Here is a 19,274-nt window from a genome sequence, read left to right as displayed (position 1 = left end):
AGGGGTCGCAATGACGGTCATGCCGTCTCCTTGTTGAAGGCGTGGATCACGGTCAGGCCGTGCATGGTGAGGTCGTCCTCGACCCGGTCAAATAGAACGTCTCCCTGTCCGAACAGGGACGCGAGGCCGCCGGTTCCGACGATCCGCATGGGCCTTTCGCGCTCGGCCTTGATGCGCTCGCAGATGCCCCGGACAAGGCCCACATAGCCCCAGAAGATGCCGGACTGCATGCAGGCGACGGTGTTGGTCCCGATCACCCGCTGCGGCTTGGTCACGTCCACGTGGGGCAGCGCGGCGGCGGCCATGTGCAGCGCCTCCAGGCTCAGGTTCACCCCCGGCGCGATGACGCCGCCGACATAGGCCCCGTCGTCGTCCACCACGTCGAAGGTGGTCGCGGTGCCGAAGTCCACGACGATCAGGTTGCCCCCGTGCCGGTCAAAGGCCCCGGCCGAGTTCACCAGCCGGTCCGGCCCGACCTGCGTCCCCTCGTCCACGCGCGGCGCGCGCGGCAGCCGGCATTCCGGCTTGCCCACCACCAGTGGCCGGCAGCCGAAGTAGCGGTCGGCCAGGACCCGCAGGTTGAACACGACGCGCGGCACGGTGGAGGAGACGATCACCGCGTCGATGGTCGCCTCGACATCCGCCAGCCGCATGATCGACCGCAGCCACACGAAGTATTCGTCCGCCGTCCGCTTCCAGTCCGTCGCGATGCGCCAGGTCCCCAGGAACCGCGCCCCGTCCCACACGGCGAAGACGGTGTTGGTGTTGCCGCAGTCGATGGCCAGCAGCATCAGAAATACACGTCGGCGGCCGGGATCAGGACCTCACGCCCCTCGACCCGCAGGATCAGGTTCCCCGCCTGATCGACGGTCTCGAAGACGCCGGTGATCTCGGCCTTGCTGGTCCGCGCGGTGACGATCTCGCCCAGCCGGGCGGCGTTCGCCAGCCAGTCCTCGCGGATGCGCGGGAACCCCATCGCGGCGAGCTTGCCCTCCTGCGTGGCGAAGTGCCCCGCCAGCACGGTGAGGAAGTCCTCGGGCGCGACGGCCTCGCCCCCCTCCCCGGCCAGCGACACCGGCGCGAACTCGGTCCGCACGTCGTGGGGCGCGCGGGACAGGTTCACCCCCACGCCGATGGACAGCCAGTCCACCAGCGGCCCCCCCGAGGACGCGCTCTCCAGCAGGATGCCCGCGACCTTGCCGCCGTTCAGCAGAACGTCGTTCGGCCATTTCAACGCCAGCGCGCCCCGGTCGATATACAGCGCAAGGCTTTCGAGCAGCGCGTTCGCCGCCATGAAGGATCGCGCGGCCGCCTCGGCGGGCGTGCACCAGGGCTTGTAGACCAGCGTCGCGGCGAGGTTGCCGTTGCCCCCCAGCCAGGTCCGCCCCCGCCGCCCCTTGGCGTTGGTCTGTTGCCGCGCCATGACCCAGGTCGGGCGATCAAGGCCGGACGCGCGCCGCCGCGCCTCGGCCATGGTGCTGTCCACCTCGTCGAGGATCACGAGCCCGTAGGTCTGCGGCCAGGGGGCCGGCGGGATGACCGAGTCAGTTGACAAGGGTCGCCGCCGCCGCCGCCGCCAGCGGCTCCATCCCGAACAGGTTGATCACGCCCAGCAGCATCGCCGCCGCCGAGACCATCAGCACCGTCCACTGCACCCCGCCCATGCGGCTGTCGAGAACGTCCTTCTCCTCGCCGAAGTACATGAAATAGACGAGCCGCAGGTAGAAGAACGCCGAGATCGCCGAGGCCACCATCCCCGCGATGGCAAGCCACACAATCCCTCCCCCAACGGCCGCGCGCAGGACTTCCAGCTTCGCGAAGAACCCGAGAAGTGGCGGCACGCCCGCCATCGAGAACATGAGCAGCAGCAGCGCGAAGGCCCGCAACGGCTCCCGCCGCGAGTACATGTTCAGCGACCGGATGTCGGTGACGGGCTGACCGTTCCGCTCCATCGACAGGATGAAGGCGAAGGTGCCAAGGTTCATGGCGACATAGATCGCCATGTAGATCAGCATCGCCTGCACCCCGAAGGCGGTGGCCGAGGCCAGGCCCATCAGCGCGAAGCCCATGTGCGAGATCGACGAATAGGCCATCAGCCGCTTGATGTTGGTCTGCCCGATGGCCGCGATGGAGCCCACGAACATCGACACCAGCGACAGGAAGGCGACGATCTGCTGCCAGTCCCCCGCGACCAAGCCGAAGGCGTCGTGCACCACCCGCGCCAGCAGCCCGATCGCCGCCACCTTCGACGCCGTGGCGAGGAAGGTCGTCACCGGCGTCGGCGCGCCCTCGTAGACATCCGGCGTCCACATATGGAACGGCGCGGCCGAGATCTTGAACGCCAGCCCCGCCACCACGAACACCAGCCCGAAGATCAGCCCCAAGGAGGCCCCGTCCTGCGTGGCCTGCACCACGCCCGCGAACGACGTCGTCCCCGCGTAGCCGTAGGTCAGCGACGCGCCATAAAGCAGCAGCCCCGACGACAGCGCCCCCAGCACGAAGAACTTGAGCCCCGCCTCGGTGGAGCGTACCGAGTCGCGCCGGATCGAGGTCAGCACGTAGGCGGCCAGCGCCTGCAGCTCCAACCCCATGTAGAGCACGATGAGGTCGCTGGCCGAGACCATGACCATCATGCCCAGCACGCTCAGCGCCACGAGGATCGGATACTCGAACCGCAGCGTCCCCGACCGGGTCAGGTAGTCGCCGCTCAGGAGCAGCGTCACCGCCCCCGCCGCCAGGATCAGGATCTTGGCGAAGCGCGAGAAGCCGTCGTCCACGAACAGGCCCGCGAAGGCCACGTCCGTCCCCGACCGCGTGCCGATCCACCAGGCCATCAGCGCCATGACGGCCGCCGTCAGCCACAGCAGGATCGGCGTCGCCCGGTCCTTGATGGTGAAGACGCCGACCAGCAGCGCCAGGATCGCATAAAGCGCGAGGTAGACCTCGGGCCGGATCACGTCGAAGTCGCCGGTCATTCCGCGGCCCCTTCCTCAACTTGCGCGACCTGGGGCTCCACCCCAAAGGCCGCCTGGGCTTCGTGCACGGGGACCAGCATCGCCTCGGCGGCGGGTCCCACGATGTCGGTGACGAGCGACGGATAGACGCCGAGCAGGATCGTCATGACCACCAGCGGCGCGAAGATCGCCTTCTCGCGGCCCGTCATGTCGGTGATCCCCCGCAGCGCCGTGTTGACCAGCGGCCCCAGCGCCACCCGGCGATACAGCCAGAGCGCGTAGGACGCCGACAGGATCACCCCGGTGCAGGCGACCGCCACGACCCAGGTGTTGACCTGGAAGGTGCCGGCCATGGTCAGGAACTCGCCCACGAAGCCCGAGGTCCCCGGCAGGCCCACGTTGCCCATGGTGAACAGCAGGAACACCGCCGCGTAGGCCGGCATCCGGTTCATCAGCCCGCCATAGGCCGCGATCTCGCGCGTGTGCATCCGGTCGTAGATCACGCCCACGATGAGGAAAAGCGCCCCCGAGATGAAGCCGTGGCTCAGCATCTGGAACACCGCGCCGTCCACGCCCTGCTGGTTCGCCGCGAAGATGCCCATTGTGACGAAGCCCATGTGCGCCACCGACGAATAGGCCACCAGCTTCTTCATGTCGGTCTGCACCAGCGCGACCAGCGACCCATAGACGACCGCGATCGCCGACAGCCACAGCACCAGCGGCGCCATCACCTCCGACCCCACCGGGAACATCGGCAGAGAGAAGCGCAGGAACCCGTAGCCGCCCATCTTCAGCAGGATCGCCGCCAGCACCACCGAGCCTGCCGTCGGCGCCTGCACGTGCGCGTCGGGCAGCCAGGTATGCACCGGCCACATCGGCATCTTCACCGCGAAGCTGGCGAAGAAGGCGATGAACAGCATCGTCTGGAGCCCGCCCACGACCTGGATGTTCAGGATGTTGAACGGCGCGGTCGAGAAGTCGAAGGCCATCAACGTCGGGATGTCGGTCGTGCCCGCCTGCGCGAACATCACAACCATCGCGACCAGCATGAAGAGCGAGCCGAGGAAGGTGTAGAGGAAGAACTTGAACGCCGCGTAGATGCGGTTCGATCCGCCCCAGATGCCGATGATGAGGAACATCGGGATCAGCGAGCCTTCGAAGAACAGGTAGAACAGCACGAGGTCCAGCGCCACGAAGACGCCGATCATCAGCGTCTCCAGCAGCAGGAAGGCGATCATGTACTCCTTCAGCCGGTGCTCCACGTCCCAGGCCGAGGCAATCACCAGCGGCATGAGGAACGTGGTCAGCAGCACGAACAGCACCGAGATGCCGTCCACGCCCAGCTTGTAGCGCAGGCCCAGCAGCCACTCCCGGTCCTCGACGAGCTGGAAGCCGGGGTTCGCGGCGTCGAAGCGGCCCAGGATGAACAGGGACGCGACGAAGGTGATGACCGTGGTCGCGAAGGCGATCCACTTGGCGTTCCGGCGCGACGCCGCGTCGTCGCCGCGCAGCAGGAGCAGCGCCAGCGCCCCGAGGGTCGGCAGGAAGGTGACGAGCGAAAGAAGCATCACTCGGCTCCTCCGGTGATCGTGAACCAGGTCAGGATCAGCGCGATCCCGATGACCATGGCGAAGGCGTAGTGGAAGACGTAACCGGACTGCGCCCGGTTGACGGCGCGGGTGAGGGTCGGGACGATCCCCATGGCGACGCCGTTGATGGTCCCGTCGATCACCGTCCCGTCGCCGCGCCGCCAGAGGAAGCGGCCGATGGCCACGGCCGGGCGGACGAAGACGAAGTCGTAGATCTCGTCGAAGTACCACTTGTTGAGCAGGAACTCGTAGAGCGGCCGGTTGGTCGCCGCGATCCGCCCCGGCAGGTCCGGCCGCCGGATGTAGAACAGGTAGGCCAGCGCCGTCCCGATCAGCATGGCGAGGAAGGGCGAGACCTTGACCCAGGCCGGCGAGGCGTGGGCCGCCTCCAGCACCTCGTTGCTCGCCTCGTTCATGGCGATGGCGCCGCCTAGCTCGGGCACCAGCGGGTTCGCCTCCTCGCCGGGGACGGCCGTGGCCTCCTCCGGCGCGGCCTCCGAGGCCGCCCCGTGCTCGTCCGCCGCCTCGGCCGGGGTCGCCCCGGCCTCCGCGATGGGCTCGGGCTCGCCGTCGCCCGCCCGCGCCTCGCTGCTCTCCTCGGCGTGGTGCTCGGGCATCCCGAAGAACGACACCATCCGCGCGTGGTCGCCGAAGAACTGGTTGTGCCAGATCATCCCGGCGAACACCGCGCCCAAGGCCAGTACGCCAAGCGGGATCAGCATCACCGCCGGGCTCTCGTGCGGGACATGGTGGTGCCCGTGGTCGTCGTGCCCGTGCGGCGTGGCCTCGGTCCCCACCAGCGGAGCGGAGCCGGTCGCGTCAGCCGGCACGAATGCATGAGGATCATGCGCGTGCTCGGCCTGCCCCCAGCGCGGGGCGCCAAAGAAGGTCAGGAAGATCAGCCGCCACGAATAGAACGCCGTGAAGCAGGCGGCGATGACCAGCGCCCAGAAGGCGAAGCCGTTGCCCGACGCCCAAGCCGTCTCGATGATGGCGTCCTTCGACAGGAAGCCCGCGAAGCCGATATAGGTCAGCGGGATGCCGACGCCCGTGATGGCCAGCGTCCCGATCACCATCGCCCAGAACGTGTAGGGGATGTGCTTCCGCAGCCCGCCGTAGTTCCTCATGTCCTGCTCGTGGTGGGTGGCGTGGATCACCGACCCCGCCCCCAGGAACAGCATCGCCTTGAAGAAGGCGTGCGTGAACAGGTGGAACATCGCCGCGCCATAGATCCCCGCGCCGGCGGCCACGAACATGTAGCCGAGCTGCGAGCAGGTCGAATAGGCGATCACCCGCTTGATGTCGTTCTGCACGAGGCCGACCGTGGCGGCAAAGAACGCCGTCGCCGCGCCGACATAGAGGATGAAGTTCTTGGCGTAGGGTGCGACCTCATACAGGGGCGACATCCGGCACAGCAGGAACACGCCCGCCGTCACCATGGTCGCCGCGTGGATCAGGGCCGAGACCGGCGTCGGCCCCTCCATCGCGTCCGGCAGCCAGGTGTGCAGGAACAGTTGCGCCGACTTCCCCATCGCGCCGAAGAACAAGAGGAAGGCCACCAGCTCCGCCGCGTTGAACGTGCTCCAGGCGAAGGTGATCTGCGTCGTCGCCAGTTCCCCCACCGCCGCGAAGATGTCGTCGAGCCGGATCGAATCCGTCAGGAAGTAGAGCGCGAAGATGCCGAGCAGGAAGGCGAAGTCGCCGACCCGGTTCACCACGAAGGCCTTGATCTGCGCCGCGTTGGCCGAGGGCTTGCGGAAGTAGAACCCGATCAGCAGGTAGGACGCGAGGCCCACCCCTTCCCAGCCGAAGAAGATCTGGAGGAGGTTGTCCCCCGTCACCAGCATCAGCATCGCGAAGGTGAACAGCGACAGGTAGGCGAAGAAGCGCGGCCTGTAGCTCTCGCCATGATGGAAGTTCTCGTCATGGGCCATGTAGCCCACCGAATAAAGGTGCACGAGCGCCGAGACCGTGTTGATGACGATCAGCATGATCGCCGTCAGCCGGTCCAGCCGGATCGACCACGCCGAATCGAGCGTGCCCGACTGGATCCAGCGCAGGAGTTCGACGTGCTGGGTCTCGGGGCCCAGGCCCAGGAACACCGCCCAGGACAGCACCGCCGCGAGGCCGAGCAGCGCGGTGGCCAGCCAGCAGGCCGCCGCCTCGCCGATCAGCCGCCAGCCGAAGCCGCAGACCAGGGCGCCGACCAGCGGCGCGAAGAGGATGATCGTGGACACCGGCTCAGCCCTTCATGACGTTGACGTCTTCGACCTCGATCGTGCCCCGGTTGCGGAAGAAGCAGACCAGGATGGCGAGCCCGATGGCCGCCTCGGCCGCCGCGACCGTGAGCACGAAGAGGGTGAAGATCTGGCCCACGAGATCGCCCGAATAGGACGAGAAGGCCACGAAGTTGATGTTGACGGCGAGGAGGATGAGCTCCAGCGACATCAGCAGGATGATGATGTTCTTCCGGTTGAGGAACAGCCCGAAGATGCCGACGACGAACAGCGCCGCCGAGACGGTGAGGTAGTGTTCGAGACCGATCATCGGCGGGCTCCTTCGATTGGCGCCGCGATGCCCTGCCCCGGCTTCACGTCGCGCAACTCCAGCGTCTTGGCCGGGTCGCGGAACATCTGCGTCAGCGCGTCCTGCCGCTTCACGTCCACCCGGTGCCGCAGCGTCAGCACGATGGCTCCGATCATGGCGACCAGCAGGATCAGCCCCGCGAGCTGGAACAGCAGGAAGTAGCGGTCGTACAGCAGCAGCCCGATGGCCCGCGTGTTGTCGTCCGCCCCGATGGGCGCGGCGATCCGCCCGGCGGCGCCCGCGTCCACCTCCCACACGCCGAAGGCGATGGTGAGCTGCATGATGATGATGAGCCCGATCAGCAGCGCGAGCGGCATGTATTTCGCCATCTCGGCCTTCAGCTCGGCGAAATCGACGTCGAGCATCATCACGACGAACAGGAACAGCACCGCGACCGCCCCCACGTAGACGATGACGAGCAGCATGGCGACGAACTCGGCCCCCAGCAGGACGAACAACCCGGCCGAGGACAGGAACGACAGAATCAGCCAGAGTACCGAATGGACCGGGTTCCGGCTCACCACGGTCATGAGGCCGCCCGCGATCGTGGCGATCGCGAAGGCGTAGAAGGCAAGAGCGGCGGCGGTCATGATCTGTGGCTCTCCAACGCTTCGACCCGTTGCTCGACATGGTGGACATGGCCGGCCAGCAGGCCGACGATGACGGTCAGGCCGTCCACCTTCTGGTTGACCTCGCCCAGGCCCGACCGGACCTCGTCCCGCAAGTCGTCCATGCCCTTCTTGAGGTCGGTCAGATCGACCTGCACCTGCCGCAGCACCTGAAGGAGGAGCTCGTTCGTCGCCTCAGCCACGGTCCTTGTCCTCCTTCATCGCCTCGGTGGCGAGCTCCATCGCCTTGGTCATCGCCGGCACCCCACCGAAGAGCCCGGCGACCGCGATGGTCTCCGCGATCTCCTGCTTGCTGGCCCCCGCCTCGCGGGCGTGGCGCACGGTCAGCCGCACCTGCGGCTCGGCCTGCGCGCCCTGAATCGTCAGCCCGGCCAGCGTGATTAGCAGCCGCGTCTTCGCGTCCAGCCCCTCGGGGTTCATGGTCTTGCCCATGAACATCTCCAGGACGTTCTTGGGCATCGTCGGGATCAGGGCCTCGAAGCCCTTGGGCGTGAAGCTTTCGAGCGCGGGATTGACGGCACGGGCCCAGTCCTGGCCCATCTTCATCATTGCGGCGAAGGGGTTCTGCTCGGTCATGACGTCACCGATACGGCGCGTCGAGTTCGAGGTTCTTGGCCACCACGACCTCCCAGCGGTCGCCGTTGTCCAAGAGCTTCTGCTTGTCGTAGAACAACTCCTCCCGCGTTTCGGTCGAGAAGTTCTGGTTCGGCGTCTCCACGATGGCGTCCACCGGGCAGGCCTCCTGGCAGAAGCCGCAGTAGATGCACTTCGTCATGTCGATGTCGTAGCGCGTCGTCCGGCGCGACCCGTCCTCGCGCGGCTCGGCGTCGATCACGATGCAGTTGGCCGGGCAGACCGCCTCGCAGAGCTTGCAGGCGATGCACCGCTCCTCGCCATTGGGGTAGCGGCGCAACGCGTGCTCCCCCCGGAAGCGCGGCGACAGCGGCGCGCGCTCGTGCGGGTAGTTCAGCGTGGTCTTGGGCTTGAAGAAGTACTTCATCCCCACGCCGAAGCCCTTGAAGAAGTCGGCGAGCAGCCAGTACTTCGCCGCGCGGCCGTAGTCGAACTGCGTGCTCATGCCGGACCTCCGATCGTCTGTTCGATGTGTTCGACGCGCCCGTCGGTGGGGCGGATCTGGTGGCCGAAGCTCAGGGGGAGGGTCGCCATCCTCAGCCTCCCCAGGTCCAGCGGGCCCAGGCGCCGCCCAGGACCTCGAATTTCGCCAGGAATGCCACCAGCACCACCCACACGAGCGAGAACGGCAGGAACACCTTCCACCCGAGCCGCATGAGCTGGTCGTAGCGGTAGCGGGGGGTGATCGCCTTCACCATCGAGTAGATGAAGAAGAAGATCAGGATCTTGAGCACCAGCCACAGCACGCCGTCGGGCAGGCCGGGGATGGGCGACAGCCAGCCGCCAAAGAACAGGATCGCCGTCAGCGTGCACATCAGCACCATCGCCATGTATTCGGCGATCATGAACAGCAGGAACGGCGTGGACGAGTATTCGACCTGATACCCCGCCACCAGCTCCGACTCGGCCTCCGGCAGGTCGAAGGGCGGGCGGTTGGTCTCGGCCAGCGCCGAGATGGTGAACAGGAACACCATCGGGAAGTGGACGACCCAGTACCAGCCGAAGATGCCGGCGTTGGTGTCCTGCGCCCGCACGATGTCGCCGAAGTTCATCGACCCCGTGGAGATGATGACCCCGATAATGATGAGACCGAGCGACACCTCGTAGGAGATCATCTGCGCCGCCGACCGCAGCGACCCCAGGAACGGATACTTGGAGTTGGACGCCCAGCCCCCCATGATGATCCCGTAGACGCCCAGCGAGGAGATCGCGAGGACATACAGGATCGCCACGTTCACGTCGGCCAGGACCCAGGTGTTGTTGAAGGGGATCACCGCCCAGGCGATCACCGACACCACAAAGGAGATGAGCGGCGCGATCAGGAACACGGACTTGTCGGCGCCCGCCGGGATCACCACTTCCTTCACGATGTATTTCAGGAAGTCGGCGAAGCTCTGGAACAGCCCGAACGGCCCCACCACGTTGGGCCCCCGCCGAAGCTGCACCGCCGCCCAGATCTTCCGGTCCGCGTAAAGGAGGAAGGCCAGCGCCACGAGCAGCGGCACCAGGATCAGCAGGCACTGCCCCAGGACGAGGAGCACGATGCCGAGCCAGTTGTTGGTGAAGAAATCGACCATCGCGTTCCTCTAGACCGTCGTTTCGCCGCTCGCGCCACGGCGCCGGGGGGCCGGTCCCGGCGAGGTGCTGTAAACAGCAACTCCCCGCCGGTTTCCAGCCGATTCACTCGTTCGTCGCCCGGACCCGTTCGGACGCGGGCGGACGGGCCTCACTCCGCCGCGAGGCGGGGCGTCTGGTTCCGCTGCGCCTCAAGCGCCGACAGCTCGCCCATCACCTGGCTCGCCCGCGCGATGGGGTTCGTCAGGAAGTAGTCCCGGAGCGCGTTGCGGAAGGTGGCCTCGCCCATCTTGCGCGGCGCCAGGTGGGGCAGCCGGTTTGCGGGCACCGAGTCGATCTCGGCAAGGTGGGGATGCGCCGCCACCATCGCCTGCCGGAGCTGCGCGAGGCTGTCCCAGGGCTGCGCCGATCCCAGCGCCCCCGACACCGCGCGCAGGATGGCCCAGTTCTCCTTGGCCTCGCCCGGCGCGAACCCGGCGCGCAGGCTGAGCTGCGGCCGCCCCTCGGTGTTGACGAAGAGCCCGTTCTCCTCGGTCCAGGCGGCCGCCGGCAGGATAAGGTCGGCGCGATGCGCCCCCCGGTCGCCGTGCGACCCCTGATAGATCACGAACGGACCCCCGTTCTGGTCGCGCGCGATCTCGATCTCGTCGGCGCCCAGGTTCCAGATGACCTCGGCCCCCTCGACGGCGGCCGGCATCCCGCCCTCGGTGACGCAGCCCACGTCCAGCGCGCCCACCCTCGACGCGGCGGTGTGCAGCACCAGCAGCTTCGCCCCCATCGCCTCGACGATCCCGAGCACGTGGGACAGCACCGCCTCCCCGTCGGCCTCGCGCAGCGCGCCCTGCCCTAGGATGACGACCGCGTTCTCGGACGGCGCGGCCCCCTCGCGGAAGGCGTCCAGCGCCGCGCGATCCGTCCCCGCATGGGCGTAATCGTAGGTGAGGTCCGCCGTCTCGCCGATCACCGTCACCTCGGCGCCCTTGAGCCAGGCCCCCCGGATGCGGGCGTTCAGCACCGGCGCCTCGACACGCGGGTTCGAGCCCACGATGACGATGCGCTTTGCGGTGGCGAGGTCTTCGATCCGCGCGTTGCCGGCATAGCCGCCCCGCAGCGCAGTATAGAGCCGCGCCCCGTCCACCCGGCACTCCACCGTGCCGCCGACCCGCGCCATCAGGTCCTTGAGAGCGAAGGCCGCCTCGGTCGGCGCGAGGTCGCCCACGAGGCCCGCCACCCTCCCCGACCGCAGCGCCCGCGCCGCGACCGACAGCGCCTCGGTCCAGGTGGCCTTCCGCAGCCGCCCGCCTTCGCGGACATAAGGCGTGTCCAGCCGCTGCCGCCGCAACCCGTCCCAGACGAAGCGCGCCTTGTCCGACAGCCATTCCTCGTTCACGCCGTCATGGTTGCGCGGCAGGATCCGCATGACCTCGCGGCCCTTGCTGTCCACCCGGATGCTCGACCCCAGCGCGTCCATCACGTCGATGGAATCGGTCTTCACCAGCTCCCAAGGCCGCCCCTTGTAGGCGTAGGGCTTGCTGACCAGCGCCCCCACCGGGCACAGGTCGATGATATTCCCCTGCAGGTTCGAGCTCAGCGTCTGGTTCAGGTAGGACGTGATCTCGCTGTCCTCGCCCCGCCCCGTCTGCCCCATCTGGGTGATGCCCGCGATCTCGGTGGTGAAACGGACGCAGCGCGTGCACGAGATGCAGCGGTTCATGTGCGTCTCGACCAGCGGGCCGAGGTCCAGGTCCTCGGTCGCCCGCTTGGGCTCGCGGTAGCGCGAATAGCTCAGCCCATAGGCGAGCGCCTGGTCCTGAAGGTCGCACTCGCCACCCTGGTCGCAGATCGGGCAATCCAGCGGGTGGTTGATGAGCAGGAACTCCATCACCCCTGCCCGCGCCTTCTTGACCATGGGCGAGTTGGTCTTGACCTCGGGCGGTTGCCCGTCCTTGCCGGGGCGCAGATCCTTGACCTGCTGCGCGCAGGAGGCGGTGGGCTTCGGCGGCCCGCCCACCACCTCCACGAGGCACATCCGGCAGTTGCCGGCGATGGACAGCCGCTCGTGGTAGCAGAATCGCGGGATCTCGATCCCCACCATGTCGCAGGCCTGGAGGATCGTCATCGCGGCCGGCACCTCGTAGACCGTGCCGTCGATCATGATGGGCTTCAGGTCGGGCATCGCGGGCAAACCTCCGGGCTCGGGGGCGCGCGCTGGCGCCCCGGTTTGCCCGGCGTTCTAGCGTGGGACCGGAGGGAGGGCCAGATGCGACGAACGCCCGCCGCCGCGCCGGGACCGGCGTCGCGCGAAGTTGACGAACCCGGCTAGTCGGTCAGCAGCCCGCCGATCCGCGTCCCTTCCGCCACCTGCGCCCGCCCCACGGTGCAATAGGTCTCCCACTCCCCCTCAACCGCGCCCAAGGCCCGCAGCCGCTCCCGCGCGATTCCCTCCAGCCGCTCCTTCTCCGGTCCCTCGGAGACGAAGGCGTCGATCTCCTCCGCCGAATAGCCGAGCCGCCGCGCCTCGGCCCGCAGCGACAGCAGGAACGCGATCCCTTGGAGCCGCCGCCCATCAAGCGTGTCGCAGCGACGCCCGATCTCGTAGGCGATGGCGGTATCGATCAGCCCCTCTGTGATGGACGGCACCTCGCCCAGCGGCGGACGCTCCTGCCCCGCCGCCCCGCCTGCCCAGGCCCAGGCCCAGGCGGCCAGCGCCGCGATTCGGCATGATCGGTTCATTCGGAGCCTCCTGACCGGGGCCGACTGGGGGCTCCCCTCCGGCCGCTGCTCCGCCCGGATATGGGGGCGACCATCCGGCTATGCCATATCAGCGCCCCGTCAGCGGGCGGAGGACTGCCGGACCCCGCGATTCGCTGCAAGGCCGGGGGCCGGACCTTCCGAACGGATCAGGCGGAAAGTTGACAGCTGTCAACTCGCGGCACGGCGGCAGGTCTGCGGCCGCAGGGAACATCCCCGGCCCGGCCGCCGTTGCCTCCGCGATCCATCCGCATCGGAGACCCGTCCATGACCTTCAGTCGCCCGGCCCTCGCCCTCCTGGCCATCGGCCTCGCGGGGGCGGCCTATGCCCTGCGCCGGACCCCGTCGCGGTCCAGCGGCACGAAGTCCCCCTACCAGCCCGTCCGCAACGCCGGCCGCGAGGAGATGACCCTCCCCATGCGCCGATGGGACAAGGTGGACGAGGCGCTGGACGAGACATTTCCCGCCTCCGACCCCGTCACGACCTACTGAAGCCGCACGCAGTCGAGCCCGACGACATACGTCCCGTTGAATTCGACCACCTCGACCGCGCCCCGGGGCTCGCCCCGGCGGCAGGTGGCCAAGGCCCGGCCCAGAGCCTCGGCCCGTGCCTGCGGCGACAACGCCGCGCCTGTCGCCGTGCGGGCGCGGACCTCGACTCGCTGCCGCCATTCGATGGTCGCGACCGGCCCCCTCGGGGTGCTCGCGACCACCTGCCGTCCCACCTCGGGAAAGACCTCGCGGACGACCTCCGTCCGCCCCGCCTGCGCCCAGGCCCCCGCCGGCACCGCCAGCGCCACCGCCAGCCCCGCGATCCACCTCATGCCACCGCCTCCGATCCGTGATCGCGGCGTGACCTAGCCCGCCCCGCCCTCGGGGCACGTCGGCTCAGCAATCCGTGTAGAAGACGAACTCCGCGCCCGTGTCGTCGAATCGCACCGGCGCCCCGCGCCAGCCCGGCGCCACGTCGCGCCCCCGCCCCCGGCACCAGATGGCGAGCACATCGCTCGCCCCCTGCCGGGTCACGCCGCCATGAACCCGGATCGCCGGGCCGGTGCCCGTGAACGCCGCGCCCTGCGGCACGGCAAGGCCGCCGTCCGGCAACTCGTCGAGCGCCTCCGGCGACAGGTCCGGCCGAGGCTCCTCGGCCACCCGCCGCACCTCCCAGGTGCGGCCCTGGTAGCTCACGCGGTCCGCTCCCGGCGCGGGCAGGACAAAGCCCCCGGCCACGCAGCCGGAGAGCGCGACCGCGAGGAGCGCCGCGCCGAGCGTTCTCATTCCGCCGCGACCGCCGTAATGCGCCCCGTCCGCTTGGCGCGGATCCGGTCCTCGATCTCGTCGCGGAAGTTGCGGATGAGCCCCTGGATCGGCCAGGCCGCCGCGTCGCCCAGCGCGCAGATCGTGTGCCCCTCGACCTGCTTGGTGACATCGAGGAGCATGTCGATCTCCTCGACCTCCGCCTCGCCCTTCACCAGCCGCTCCATGACGCGCATCATCCAGCCGGTGCCTTCCCGGCAGGGCGTGCACTGGCCGCAGCTCTCGTGCTTGTAGAACTTCGCCAGCCGCCAGATCGCCTTCACCATGTCGGTGCTCTGGTCCATGACGATGACGGCGGCGGTGCCCAGGCCCGACCGCTGCTCGCGCAGCCAGTCGAAGTCCATGATGGCCTCCTTCATCACGTCGGCCTTGACGTTCGGGACCGAGGACCCGCCGGGGATCACCGCCTTGAGGTTGTCCCAGCCGCCCCGGATGCCGCCGCAATGCTTGTCGATCAGCTCCACGAAGGGGATCGACATGGCCTCCTCGACCACGCAGGGCCGGTTCACGTGCCCCGAGATGGCGAACAGCTTGGTGCCCGCGTTGTTCGGCCGCCCGAAGGAGGCGAACCAGCCCGCGCCGCGCCGCAGGATGGTCGGCGCGACGGCGATCGACTCGACGTTGTTCACCGTCGTCGGGCAGCCATAGAGCCCCGCCCCCGCCGGGAACGGCGGCTTCATCCGGGGCATCCCCTTCTTGCCCTCCAGCGATTCGAGGAGAGCCGTCTCCTCGCCGCAGATGTAGGCCCCCGCGCCGTGGTGCACGTAGAGGTCGAAGTCCCACCCCGACCCGCAGGCGTTCGGCCCGATCAGCCCGGCGTCATAGGCCTCGTCCACCGCGCGCTGGAGCGCCTCCTTCTCCCGGACGTATTCGCCCCGGATGTAGATGTAGGCGGCATGGGCCCCCATCGCGAAGGAGGCGATCAGGCAGCCCTCGACCAGCGTGTGCGGGTCGTGGCGCATGATCTCCCGGTCCTTGCAGGTGCCGGGCTCCGACTCGTCGGCGTTGACCACCAGGTAGGCGGGCCGCCCGTCCGATTCCTTGGGCATGAACGACCACTTGAGCCCCGTCGGGAAGCCCGCGCCGCCCCGGCCCCGCAGGCCCGACGCCTTCATCTCGTTCACGATCCAGTCGCGGCCCTTCAGCAGGATGTCCCGCGTCCCGTCCCAATGGCCGCGCGCCCGCGCCCCGGCGAGGGATCGGTCGTGCATCCCGTAGATGTTGGTGAAGATGCGGTCCTTGTCCTCAAGCATGGGCTTATCCCTTGTGCGTCCGGCGCAGGCGCCAGACCTGCCATGTCAGATAGAGCGCGAAGCCGAAGCCCGCGAGAGCGAAGAGATCGATCAGCGCCCGCACCCGGACGGGCCAGCCCAGGCTGTCCCCCGCCCAGGTGGCGGCGATCCAGAACAGCCCCACCCCGGCCAGCACCAGACCCGCGCGACGCCCCAGGGCCGCGACCCTCGGATCCTGCGGCCGGGGCTTGGGCGCGGAGGCGCGCGGATCGGCCAGCGGCGGGGGCGGCGCGACGGGATGCCCCTTGCGCGGCACCAGCCGCTGGTGCCCGTTCAGGACGCGCGGACCTGGGCCAGTGGCCATCCCCGTCACCCCTCAGTCGCGAGCTTGCGCGCCTGCGCGATCCAGTCCTCGCGCTGGATGCGCCCGTGGAACTGGCCCAGCCGCGAATCGACCCAGGCCACTTCGCCCGGCCCCCAGGCCGCGATCTGGTCGAAGTGCCAGATCCCCAGTTCGTGCAGCAGCGCCTCGATCTTCGGCCCGACGCCGGTGATGCGCTTGAGGTCGTCGCCCATTCCCCCGCGCGGCGCGTCCAGCACCGGCGGCGCGGCCTCGGGCGCGAGCGGCGCTGCGGCCACCCCGGCGGCGTCGGACGAGCCCAGCCCATGCGCGGGCACCACGCCCGAGGGCTCGCCCTCCGGCTCCGGCGCCACCGTCTCGCCGCCCGGCAGCGGGTGGCGCACCCCGGCGGGCCGCGCCGTGTGCTGCTGGTCCATCGCCTGCGGGGACTCGCCGGGCTCGCCGTCCGAGGGCGTGGCCGCCTGGACCTCCTCGACCGGAACCGCCGGCAGCTCCTCGGGCTGCGCCGTCCTGAGCCAGGGCGCGCGCAGCGGCACCTCGGTCCCGTCGATGCGCTTGACCGTGTCGCCGATGGTCACGGCAAGATCCACGCTGGCGTTGTGGGCGTTCCGTCCCTCGACCCACTGGGCCAGGGAGGTCACGCCGCCCTCCGGCTCGGACGCATAGCGTCCGATCTGCGACCCCGGACGGGGCACGCGGCCCGCCGTCAGCTCGTCGATGATCCGCGTCAGGCTCTCGACGCTCAGGTCCTCGTAATAGTCCTTGCCGATCTGGGCCATCGGCGCGTTGGCGCAGGCCCCCAGGCACTCGACCTCCTCCCAGGACAGCTTGCCGTCGGCCGAGGGATGGTGCGGCTCGGCGCTGATGCGGCGCTGGCAGAGGTCCAGCAGCTCCTCGCTCCCCCGCAACATGCAGGGCGTGGTCCCGCAGATCTGGATATGCGCGACCGACCCCACCGGGGAGAGCTGGAACATGAAGTAGAAGGTCGCCACCTCCAGCACGCGGATATAGGCCATGCCCAGCATCCGCGCGACCGCCTCGATGGCGGGCTTGGGCAGCCAGCCCTCCTGCTCCTGGGCGCGGAACAGCAGCGGGATCACGGCGCTGGCCTGCCGGCCCTCCGGGTACTTCTGGATCTGCGCCTCGGCCCAGGCGAGGTTCGCGGGCGTGAAGTCGAAGGAGGCGGGCTGGTCGTGGTGCAGGCGACGGAGCATGAAGGGTCCGATCAGGTCATCTTGGGCGTCGTCGCGCCCTATACAGGTTCAAGGCGGCCCGGAACAGGCCCCGGGCCACGGGGCGTCAGATGCAGTTGTCCGACAGCACCCGGATGGCGTCGTTGGCCGACGGCTCCAGCCGCCCCTGCGCCTCCAGCTGCGTGGTCAGCCCCGGCAGCTCGGCCTGCGTGAGCCCCGACCGCAGCAGCACCGCGCCGAGGTTCGCCGAAGTGAGGACGCAGCCCTCCGACTCGATGGCCGCCACGAAGCGGTCGGCCGGCGCGGCCGAGGCCGGGGCGCCCACCGGCTGCGGCGGCCGGGGCGGCGTCCCGGCGCAGGCCGCCAGGGCCAGCGTGCCCAGGGCCATAAGCGTCAACGTCCTGGCCTTCATCGGTGCCCTCCCTTGCCGGTCCCGGGAATCGCCGCGCCTCAGCGGTCGATGCTGCCGAACACGATGTCGAGCGTGGCGATCACCGCCGACACGTCCGCGAGCATATGCCCCTTCACGAGGTGGTCCATCGCCTGAAGATGCGCGTAGTCCGCCGCCCGGATCTTGGCGCGATACGGCTTGTTGGTGCCGTCGGCCACCAGATAGACCCCGAACTCGCCCTTGGGCGCCTCGATGGCGGTGTAGGTCTCGCCCGCCGGGACGTGGAAGCCCTCGGTGTAGAGCTTGAAGTGGTGGATGAGAGCCTCCATCGAGGTCTTCATCTCGCCGCGCTTGGGCGGGGTGAGCTTGCCGCGCGCCAGGATGTCGCCCTTCTCCACCCGCAGCTTGGCGATGGCCTGCCGGATGATCCTGGTGGACTCCCGCATCTCGGCCATGCGGATCAGGTAACGGTCGTAGTTGTCGCCGTTCTTGCCGACCGGGATCTGGAAGTCGAACTCGTCGTAGCACTCGTAGGGCTGCGACCGCCGCAGGTCCCAAGGCAGCCCCGCCGACCGCGCGATCGGCCCCGACAGGCCCCAGTCCTCCACGTCCTTGAGCGTGACGGTCGCGATGTCCACGTTGCGCTGCTTGAAGATGCGGTTCTCGGTCAGCAGCGTGTCCACGTCGTCGAGCACCTGCGGGAACTGCTCCGCCCAGGCGTCGATGTCGTCGAGCAGGTCGTCGGGCAGGTCCTGGTGCACCCCGCCCGGCCGGAAGTAGGCCGCGTGCATCCGCGCGCCCGACGCCCGCTCGTAGAAGGTGAAGAGCTTCTCCCGCTCCTCGAAGCCCCAGAGCGGCGGCGTCAGCGCGCCCACGTCCATCGCCCAGGTTGTGACGTTCAGGAGGTGGTTCAGCACCCGCGTGATCTCGGAATACAGCACCCGGATCAGCGACGCCCGGCGCGGCACCGCCACCTGCGTCAGCTTCTCGATGGCGAGGCACCAGACGTGCTCCATCGCCATGGGCGAGCAGTAGTCGAGCCGGTCCCAGTAGGGCAGGCCCTGGAGGTAGGTCTTGTGCTCCAGGAACTTCTCGGTCCCCCGGTGCAGCAGCCCGATATGCGGATCGCAGCGCTCCACGATCTCGCCGTCCAGTTCGAGGATGAGGCGAAGGACCCCGTGCGCCGCAGGGTGTTGCGGGCCGAAGTTGATGTTGAAGTTGCGGATCTTCTGTTCGCCGGTCAGGGTGTCTTCGAACCCCTTGCCGTTGACGTGCCCGCCGTATTCGAGGTCCGTGCCCCGCAGGTTCGGCCGCAGGTCGCCCTTCAGATCGCCGTCCATCATCGCGTCTCCTCGGGTCAGCGGTTGGTGTTGGGGGTCGGGGGCTTGCCCTGCTGCGGGGTCGCGCCGGCCTTCTCGTCGCCCGGAAGCGCGAAGGCTCCGCCCTCCCAGGGGCTCAGGAAGTCGAACTGCCGCCATTCCTGCGTCAGCCGCACCGGCTCGTAGACGACGCGCTTCTGCACCTCGTCGTAGCGGACCTCGTTGAAGCCGGTCAGCGGGAAGTCCTTGCGGAGCGGATGCCCCCGGAAGCCGTAGTCCGTCAGGAGGCGCCGCAGGTCCGGATGGCCCGAGAAGACGATCCCGAACATGTCGAAGATCTCGCGCTCGAACCAGTTCGCGCCGGGGAAGACCCCGGTGGCCGAGGCGACCATCTCCTCCTCGGTGACCTGCGCCTTGATGCGGATGCGGCGGTTATGGACCAGCGACAGCAGGTGATACACCAGGTCGAACCGCTTGGCCCGCCCCGGCCAGTCCACCGCCGTCGCGTCGATGAACACCGCGAAGCGGCAGGCCGAGTCGTGCCGCAGGAAAGCCAGCGTGTCCACGATGGACCGGGGCTCGACGTGGATCGTCAGCTCCCCGTAGGCGACCTCGTGCCCCAGCACCGCGCCCTTGCCGCGCGCGACGATGGCCGCGCCCAGCGCGTCCAGGGGGTCCACGGGAACCTCGGGCACCTGCGGCGCGGACTCGGTCGGGGCGGTGGTGTCGGCCATGCTTGGTCCC

Annotated in this window: 22 protein-coding genes; 1 reads left to right on the top strand and 21 read right to left on the bottom strand. The window is 69.0% G+C overall.

Annotated elements, in window-relative coordinates; all coding sequences use genetic code 11:
- Positions 1-17: 17 nt before the first annotated feature.
- The 13 genes from J2Z33_RS08620 to J2Z33_RS08560 form a co-directional block, all read right to left on the bottom strand.
- Positions 18-791, bottom strand: a complete 774-nt coding sequence (locus J2Z33_RS08620; RefSeq protein WP_209839918.1) for a type III pantothenate kinase — start codon at positions 789-791, stop codon at positions 18-20.
- Positions 791-1,555, bottom strand: coding sequence for a biotin--[acetyl-CoA-carboxylase] ligase (locus J2Z33_RS08615; RefSeq protein ID WP_280922891.1), 765 nt, complete (start codon positions 1,553-1,555; stop codon positions 791-793). The genes J2Z33_RS08620 and J2Z33_RS08615 overlap by 1 nt, the downstream gene beginning before the upstream one ends.
- Positions 1,545-2,975: an NADH-quinone oxidoreductase subunit NuoN gene (gene nuoN / locus J2Z33_RS08610; RefSeq protein ID WP_209839916.1), complete on the bottom strand. Its 1,431-nt coding sequence runs from the start codon at positions 2,973-2,975 to the stop codon at positions 1,545-1,547. Before nuoN ends, J2Z33_RS08615 begins: the two co-directional genes overlap by 11 nt.
- A complete protein-coding gene (locus tag J2Z33_RS08605; RefSeq protein ID WP_209839914.1) occupies positions 2,972-4,522 on the bottom strand; it encodes an NADH-quinone oxidoreductase subunit M in 1,551 nt (516 codons plus the stop codon). Before J2Z33_RS08605 ends, nuoN begins: the two co-directional genes overlap by 4 nt.
- Complete coding sequence (gene nuoL / locus J2Z33_RS08600) at positions 4,522-6,780, bottom strand: NADH-quinone oxidoreductase subunit L (protein ID WP_209839912.1); 2,259 nt, start codon at positions 6,778-6,780, stop codon at positions 4,522-4,524. Before nuoL ends, J2Z33_RS08605 begins: the two co-directional genes overlap by 1 nt.
- A gap of 4 nt (positions 6,781-6,784) precedes the next feature.
- The gene (gene nuoK / locus J2Z33_RS08595) at positions 6,785-7,090 is read right to left on the bottom strand and encodes an NADH-quinone oxidoreductase subunit NuoK (RefSeq protein ID WP_209839910.1); all 306 of its coding nucleotides are present in this window, start codon (positions 7,088-7,090) and stop codon (positions 6,785-6,787) included.
- Positions 7,087-7,719 (bottom strand): NADH-quinone oxidoreductase subunit J, encoded by a 633-nt coding sequence (locus J2Z33_RS08590; protein ID WP_209839908.1) that lies wholly within the window; start codon positions 7,717-7,719, stop codon positions 7,087-7,089. The genes nuoK and J2Z33_RS08590 overlap by 4 nt, the downstream gene beginning before the upstream one ends.
- A complete protein-coding gene (locus J2Z33_RS08585; RefSeq protein ID WP_209839906.1) occupies positions 7,716-7,940 on the bottom strand; it encodes a hypothetical protein in 225 nt (74 codons plus the stop codon). Before J2Z33_RS08585 ends, J2Z33_RS08590 begins: the two co-directional genes overlap by 4 nt.
- Positions 7,933-8,334, bottom strand: a complete 402-nt coding sequence (locus J2Z33_RS08580) for a carboxymuconolactone decarboxylase family protein (protein WP_209839904.1) — start codon at positions 8,332-8,334, stop codon at positions 7,933-7,935. Before J2Z33_RS08580 ends, J2Z33_RS08585 begins: the two co-directional genes overlap by 8 nt.
- A gap of 4 nt (positions 8,335-8,338) precedes the next feature.
- Positions 8,339-8,836, bottom strand: a complete 498-nt coding sequence (nuoI, locus tag J2Z33_RS08575; protein WP_209839902.1) for an NADH-quinone oxidoreductase subunit NuoI — start codon at positions 8,834-8,836, stop codon at positions 8,339-8,341.
- Between the two features lie 91 nt (positions 8,837-8,927).
- Positions 8,928-9,968, bottom strand: a complete 1,041-nt coding sequence (gene nuoH, locus J2Z33_RS08570; RefSeq protein ID WP_209839900.1) for an NADH-quinone oxidoreductase subunit NuoH — start codon at positions 9,966-9,968, stop codon at positions 8,928-8,930.
- 149 nt (positions 9,969-10,117) lie between these two features.
- Positions 10,118-12,142: an NADH-quinone oxidoreductase subunit NuoG gene (nuoG, locus tag J2Z33_RS08565; protein ID WP_209839898.1), complete on the bottom strand. Its 2,025-nt coding sequence runs from the start codon at positions 12,140-12,142 to the stop codon at positions 10,118-10,120.
- Between the two features lie 143 nt (positions 12,143-12,285).
- Positions 12,286-12,699: a DUF5333 domain-containing protein gene (locus J2Z33_RS08560; RefSeq protein WP_209839896.1), complete on the bottom strand. Its 414-nt coding sequence runs from the start codon at positions 12,697-12,699 to the stop codon at positions 12,286-12,288.
- A gap of 285 nt (positions 12,700-12,984) precedes the next feature.
- Between J2Z33_RS08560 and J2Z33_RS08555 the strand changes: the two genes are divergently transcribed.
- On the top strand, positions 12,985-13,209 hold the full coding sequence (locus tag J2Z33_RS08555) for a hypothetical protein (protein ID WP_209839894.1): 225 nt from the start codon (positions 12,985-12,987) through the stop codon (positions 13,207-13,209).
- Here the strand turns inward: J2Z33_RS08555 and J2Z33_RS08550 are convergent.
- From J2Z33_RS08550 to J2Z33_RS08515, 8 genes are all read right to left on the bottom strand, one after another.
- Positions 13,203-13,541, bottom strand: coding sequence for a hypothetical protein (locus J2Z33_RS08550; RefSeq protein ID WP_209839892.1), 339 nt, complete (start codon positions 13,539-13,541; stop codon positions 13,203-13,205). The two genes, J2Z33_RS08555 and J2Z33_RS08550, sit on opposite strands and share 7 nt — an antisense overlap.
- Before the next feature lie 64 nt (positions 13,542-13,605).
- Complete coding sequence (locus J2Z33_RS08545; protein ID WP_209839890.1) at positions 13,606-13,995, bottom strand: hypothetical protein; 390 nt, start codon at positions 13,993-13,995, stop codon at positions 13,606-13,608.
- Entirely contained in the window at positions 13,992-15,287 is a 1,296-nt protein-coding gene (gene nuoF / locus J2Z33_RS08540) for an NADH-quinone oxidoreductase subunit NuoF (protein ID WP_209839888.1), read from the bottom strand. Before nuoF ends, J2Z33_RS08545 begins: the two co-directional genes overlap by 4 nt.
- A 4-nt stretch (positions 15,288-15,291) precedes the next feature.
- Positions 15,292-15,630: a DUF5337 domain-containing protein gene (locus tag J2Z33_RS18295; protein ID WP_209839886.1), complete on the bottom strand. Its 339-nt coding sequence runs from the start codon at positions 15,628-15,630 to the stop codon at positions 15,292-15,294.
- A 5-nt stretch (positions 15,631-15,635) separates the two neighbouring features.
- A complete protein-coding gene (locus tag J2Z33_RS08530; RefSeq protein WP_209839884.1) occupies positions 15,636-16,841 on the bottom strand; it encodes an NADH-quinone oxidoreductase subunit E in 1,206 nt (401 codons plus the stop codon).
- An 85-nt stretch (positions 16,842-16,926) separates the two neighbouring features.
- Positions 16,927-17,232 carry a hypothetical protein gene (locus tag J2Z33_RS08525; RefSeq protein ID WP_209839883.1) on the bottom strand — a complete coding sequence of 102 codons (306 nt, stop codon included), beginning with the start codon at positions 17,230-17,232 and terminating at the stop codon, positions 16,927-16,929.
- 38 nt (positions 17,233-17,270) lie between these two features.
- The gene (locus J2Z33_RS08520; protein ID WP_245218719.1) at positions 17,271-18,554 is read right to left on the bottom strand and encodes an NADH-quinone oxidoreductase subunit D; all 1,284 of its coding nucleotides are present in this window, start codon (positions 18,552-18,554) and stop codon (positions 17,271-17,273) included.
- 14 nt (positions 18,555-18,568) lie between these two features.
- A complete protein-coding gene (locus J2Z33_RS08515; RefSeq protein ID WP_209839882.1) occupies positions 18,569-19,264 on the bottom strand; it encodes an NADH-quinone oxidoreductase subunit C in 696 nt (231 codons plus the stop codon).
- Between the last annotated feature and the right edge of the window lie 10 nt (positions 19,265-19,274).

It is taken from the genome of Rubellimicrobium aerolatum (genome assembly GCF_017872975.1).
Lineage (GTDB): Bacteria > Pseudomonadota > Alphaproteobacteria > Rhodobacterales > Rhodobacteraceae > Rubellimicrobium > Rubellimicrobium aerolatum.
Note: the sequence above shows the minus strand (reverse complement) of the source record. Positions and strands in the feature narration are given on the sequence as shown.

Excerpts from the sequence above, each read along its gene's own strand:
- J2Z33_RS08620 (WP_209839918.1), bottom strand. The coding sequence starts at position 791 with ATGCTGCTGGCCATCGACTGCGGCAACACCAACACCGTCTTCGCCGTG.
- nuoN (WP_209839916.1), bottom strand. The coding sequence starts at position 2,975 with ATGACCGGCGACTTCGACGTGATCCGGCCCGAGGTCTACCTCGCGCTT.
- J2Z33_RS08605 (WP_209839914.1), bottom strand. The coding sequence starts at position 4,522 with ATGCTTCTTTCGCTCGTCACCTTCCTGCCGACCCTCGGGGCGCTGGCG.
- nuoK (WP_209839910.1), bottom strand. The coding sequence starts at position 7,090 with ATGATCGGTCTCGAACACTACCTCACCGTCTCGGCGGCGCTGTTCGTC.
- J2Z33_RS08590 (WP_209839908.1), bottom strand. The coding sequence starts at position 7,719 with ATGACCGCCGCCGCTCTTGCCTTCTACGCCTTCGCGATCGCCACGATC.
- J2Z33_RS08580 (WP_209839904.1), bottom strand. The coding sequence starts at position 8,334 with ATGACCGAGCAGAACCCCTTCGCCGCAATGATGAAGATGGGCCAGGAC.
- nuoI (WP_209839902.1), bottom strand. The coding sequence starts at position 8,836 with ATGAGCACGCAGTTCGACTACGGCCGCGCGGCGAAGTACTGGCTGCTC.
- nuoH (WP_209839900.1), bottom strand. The coding sequence starts at position 9,968 with ATGGTCGATTTCTTCACCAACAACTGGCTCGGCATCGTGCTCCTCGTC.
- nuoG (WP_209839898.1), bottom strand. The coding sequence starts at position 12,142 with ATGCCCGACCTGAAGCCCATCATGATCGACGGCACGGTCTACGAGGTG.
- J2Z33_RS08560 (WP_209839896.1), bottom strand. The coding sequence starts at position 12,699 with ATGAACCGATCATGCCGAATCGCGGCGCTGGCCGCCTGGGCCTGGGCC.
- J2Z33_RS08555 (WP_209839894.1), top strand. The coding sequence starts at position 12,985 with ATGACCTTCAGTCGCCCGGCCCTCGCCCTCCTGGCCATCGGCCTCGCG.
- J2Z33_RS08550 (WP_209839892.1), bottom strand. The coding sequence starts at position 13,541 with ATGAGGTGGATCGCGGGGCTGGCGGTGGCGCTGGCGGTGCCGGCGGGG.
- J2Z33_RS08545 (WP_209839890.1), bottom strand. The coding sequence starts at position 13,995 with ATGAGAACGCTCGGCGCGGCGCTCCTCGCGGTCGCGCTCTCCGGCTGC.
- nuoF (WP_209839888.1), bottom strand. The coding sequence starts at position 15,287 with ATGCTTGAGGACAAGGACCGCATCTTCACCAACATCTACGGGATGCAC.
- J2Z33_RS18295 (WP_209839886.1), bottom strand. The coding sequence starts at position 15,630 with ATGGCCACTGGCCCAGGTCCGCGCGTCCTGAACGGGCACCAGCGGCTG.
- J2Z33_RS08530 (WP_209839884.1), bottom strand. The coding sequence starts at position 16,841 with ATGCTCCGTCGCCTGCACCACGACCAGCCCGCCTCCTTCGACTTCACG.
- J2Z33_RS08525 (WP_209839883.1), bottom strand. The coding sequence starts at position 17,232 with ATGAAGGCCAGGACGTTGACGCTTATGGCCCTGGGCACGCTGGCCCTG.
- J2Z33_RS08520 (WP_245218719.1), bottom strand. The coding sequence starts at position 18,554 with ATGATGGACGGCGATCTGAAGGGCGACCTGCGGCCGAACCTGCGGGGC.
- J2Z33_RS08515 (WP_209839882.1), bottom strand. The coding sequence starts at position 19,264 with ATGGCCGACACCACCGCCCCGACCGAGTCCGCGCCGCAGGTGCCCGAG.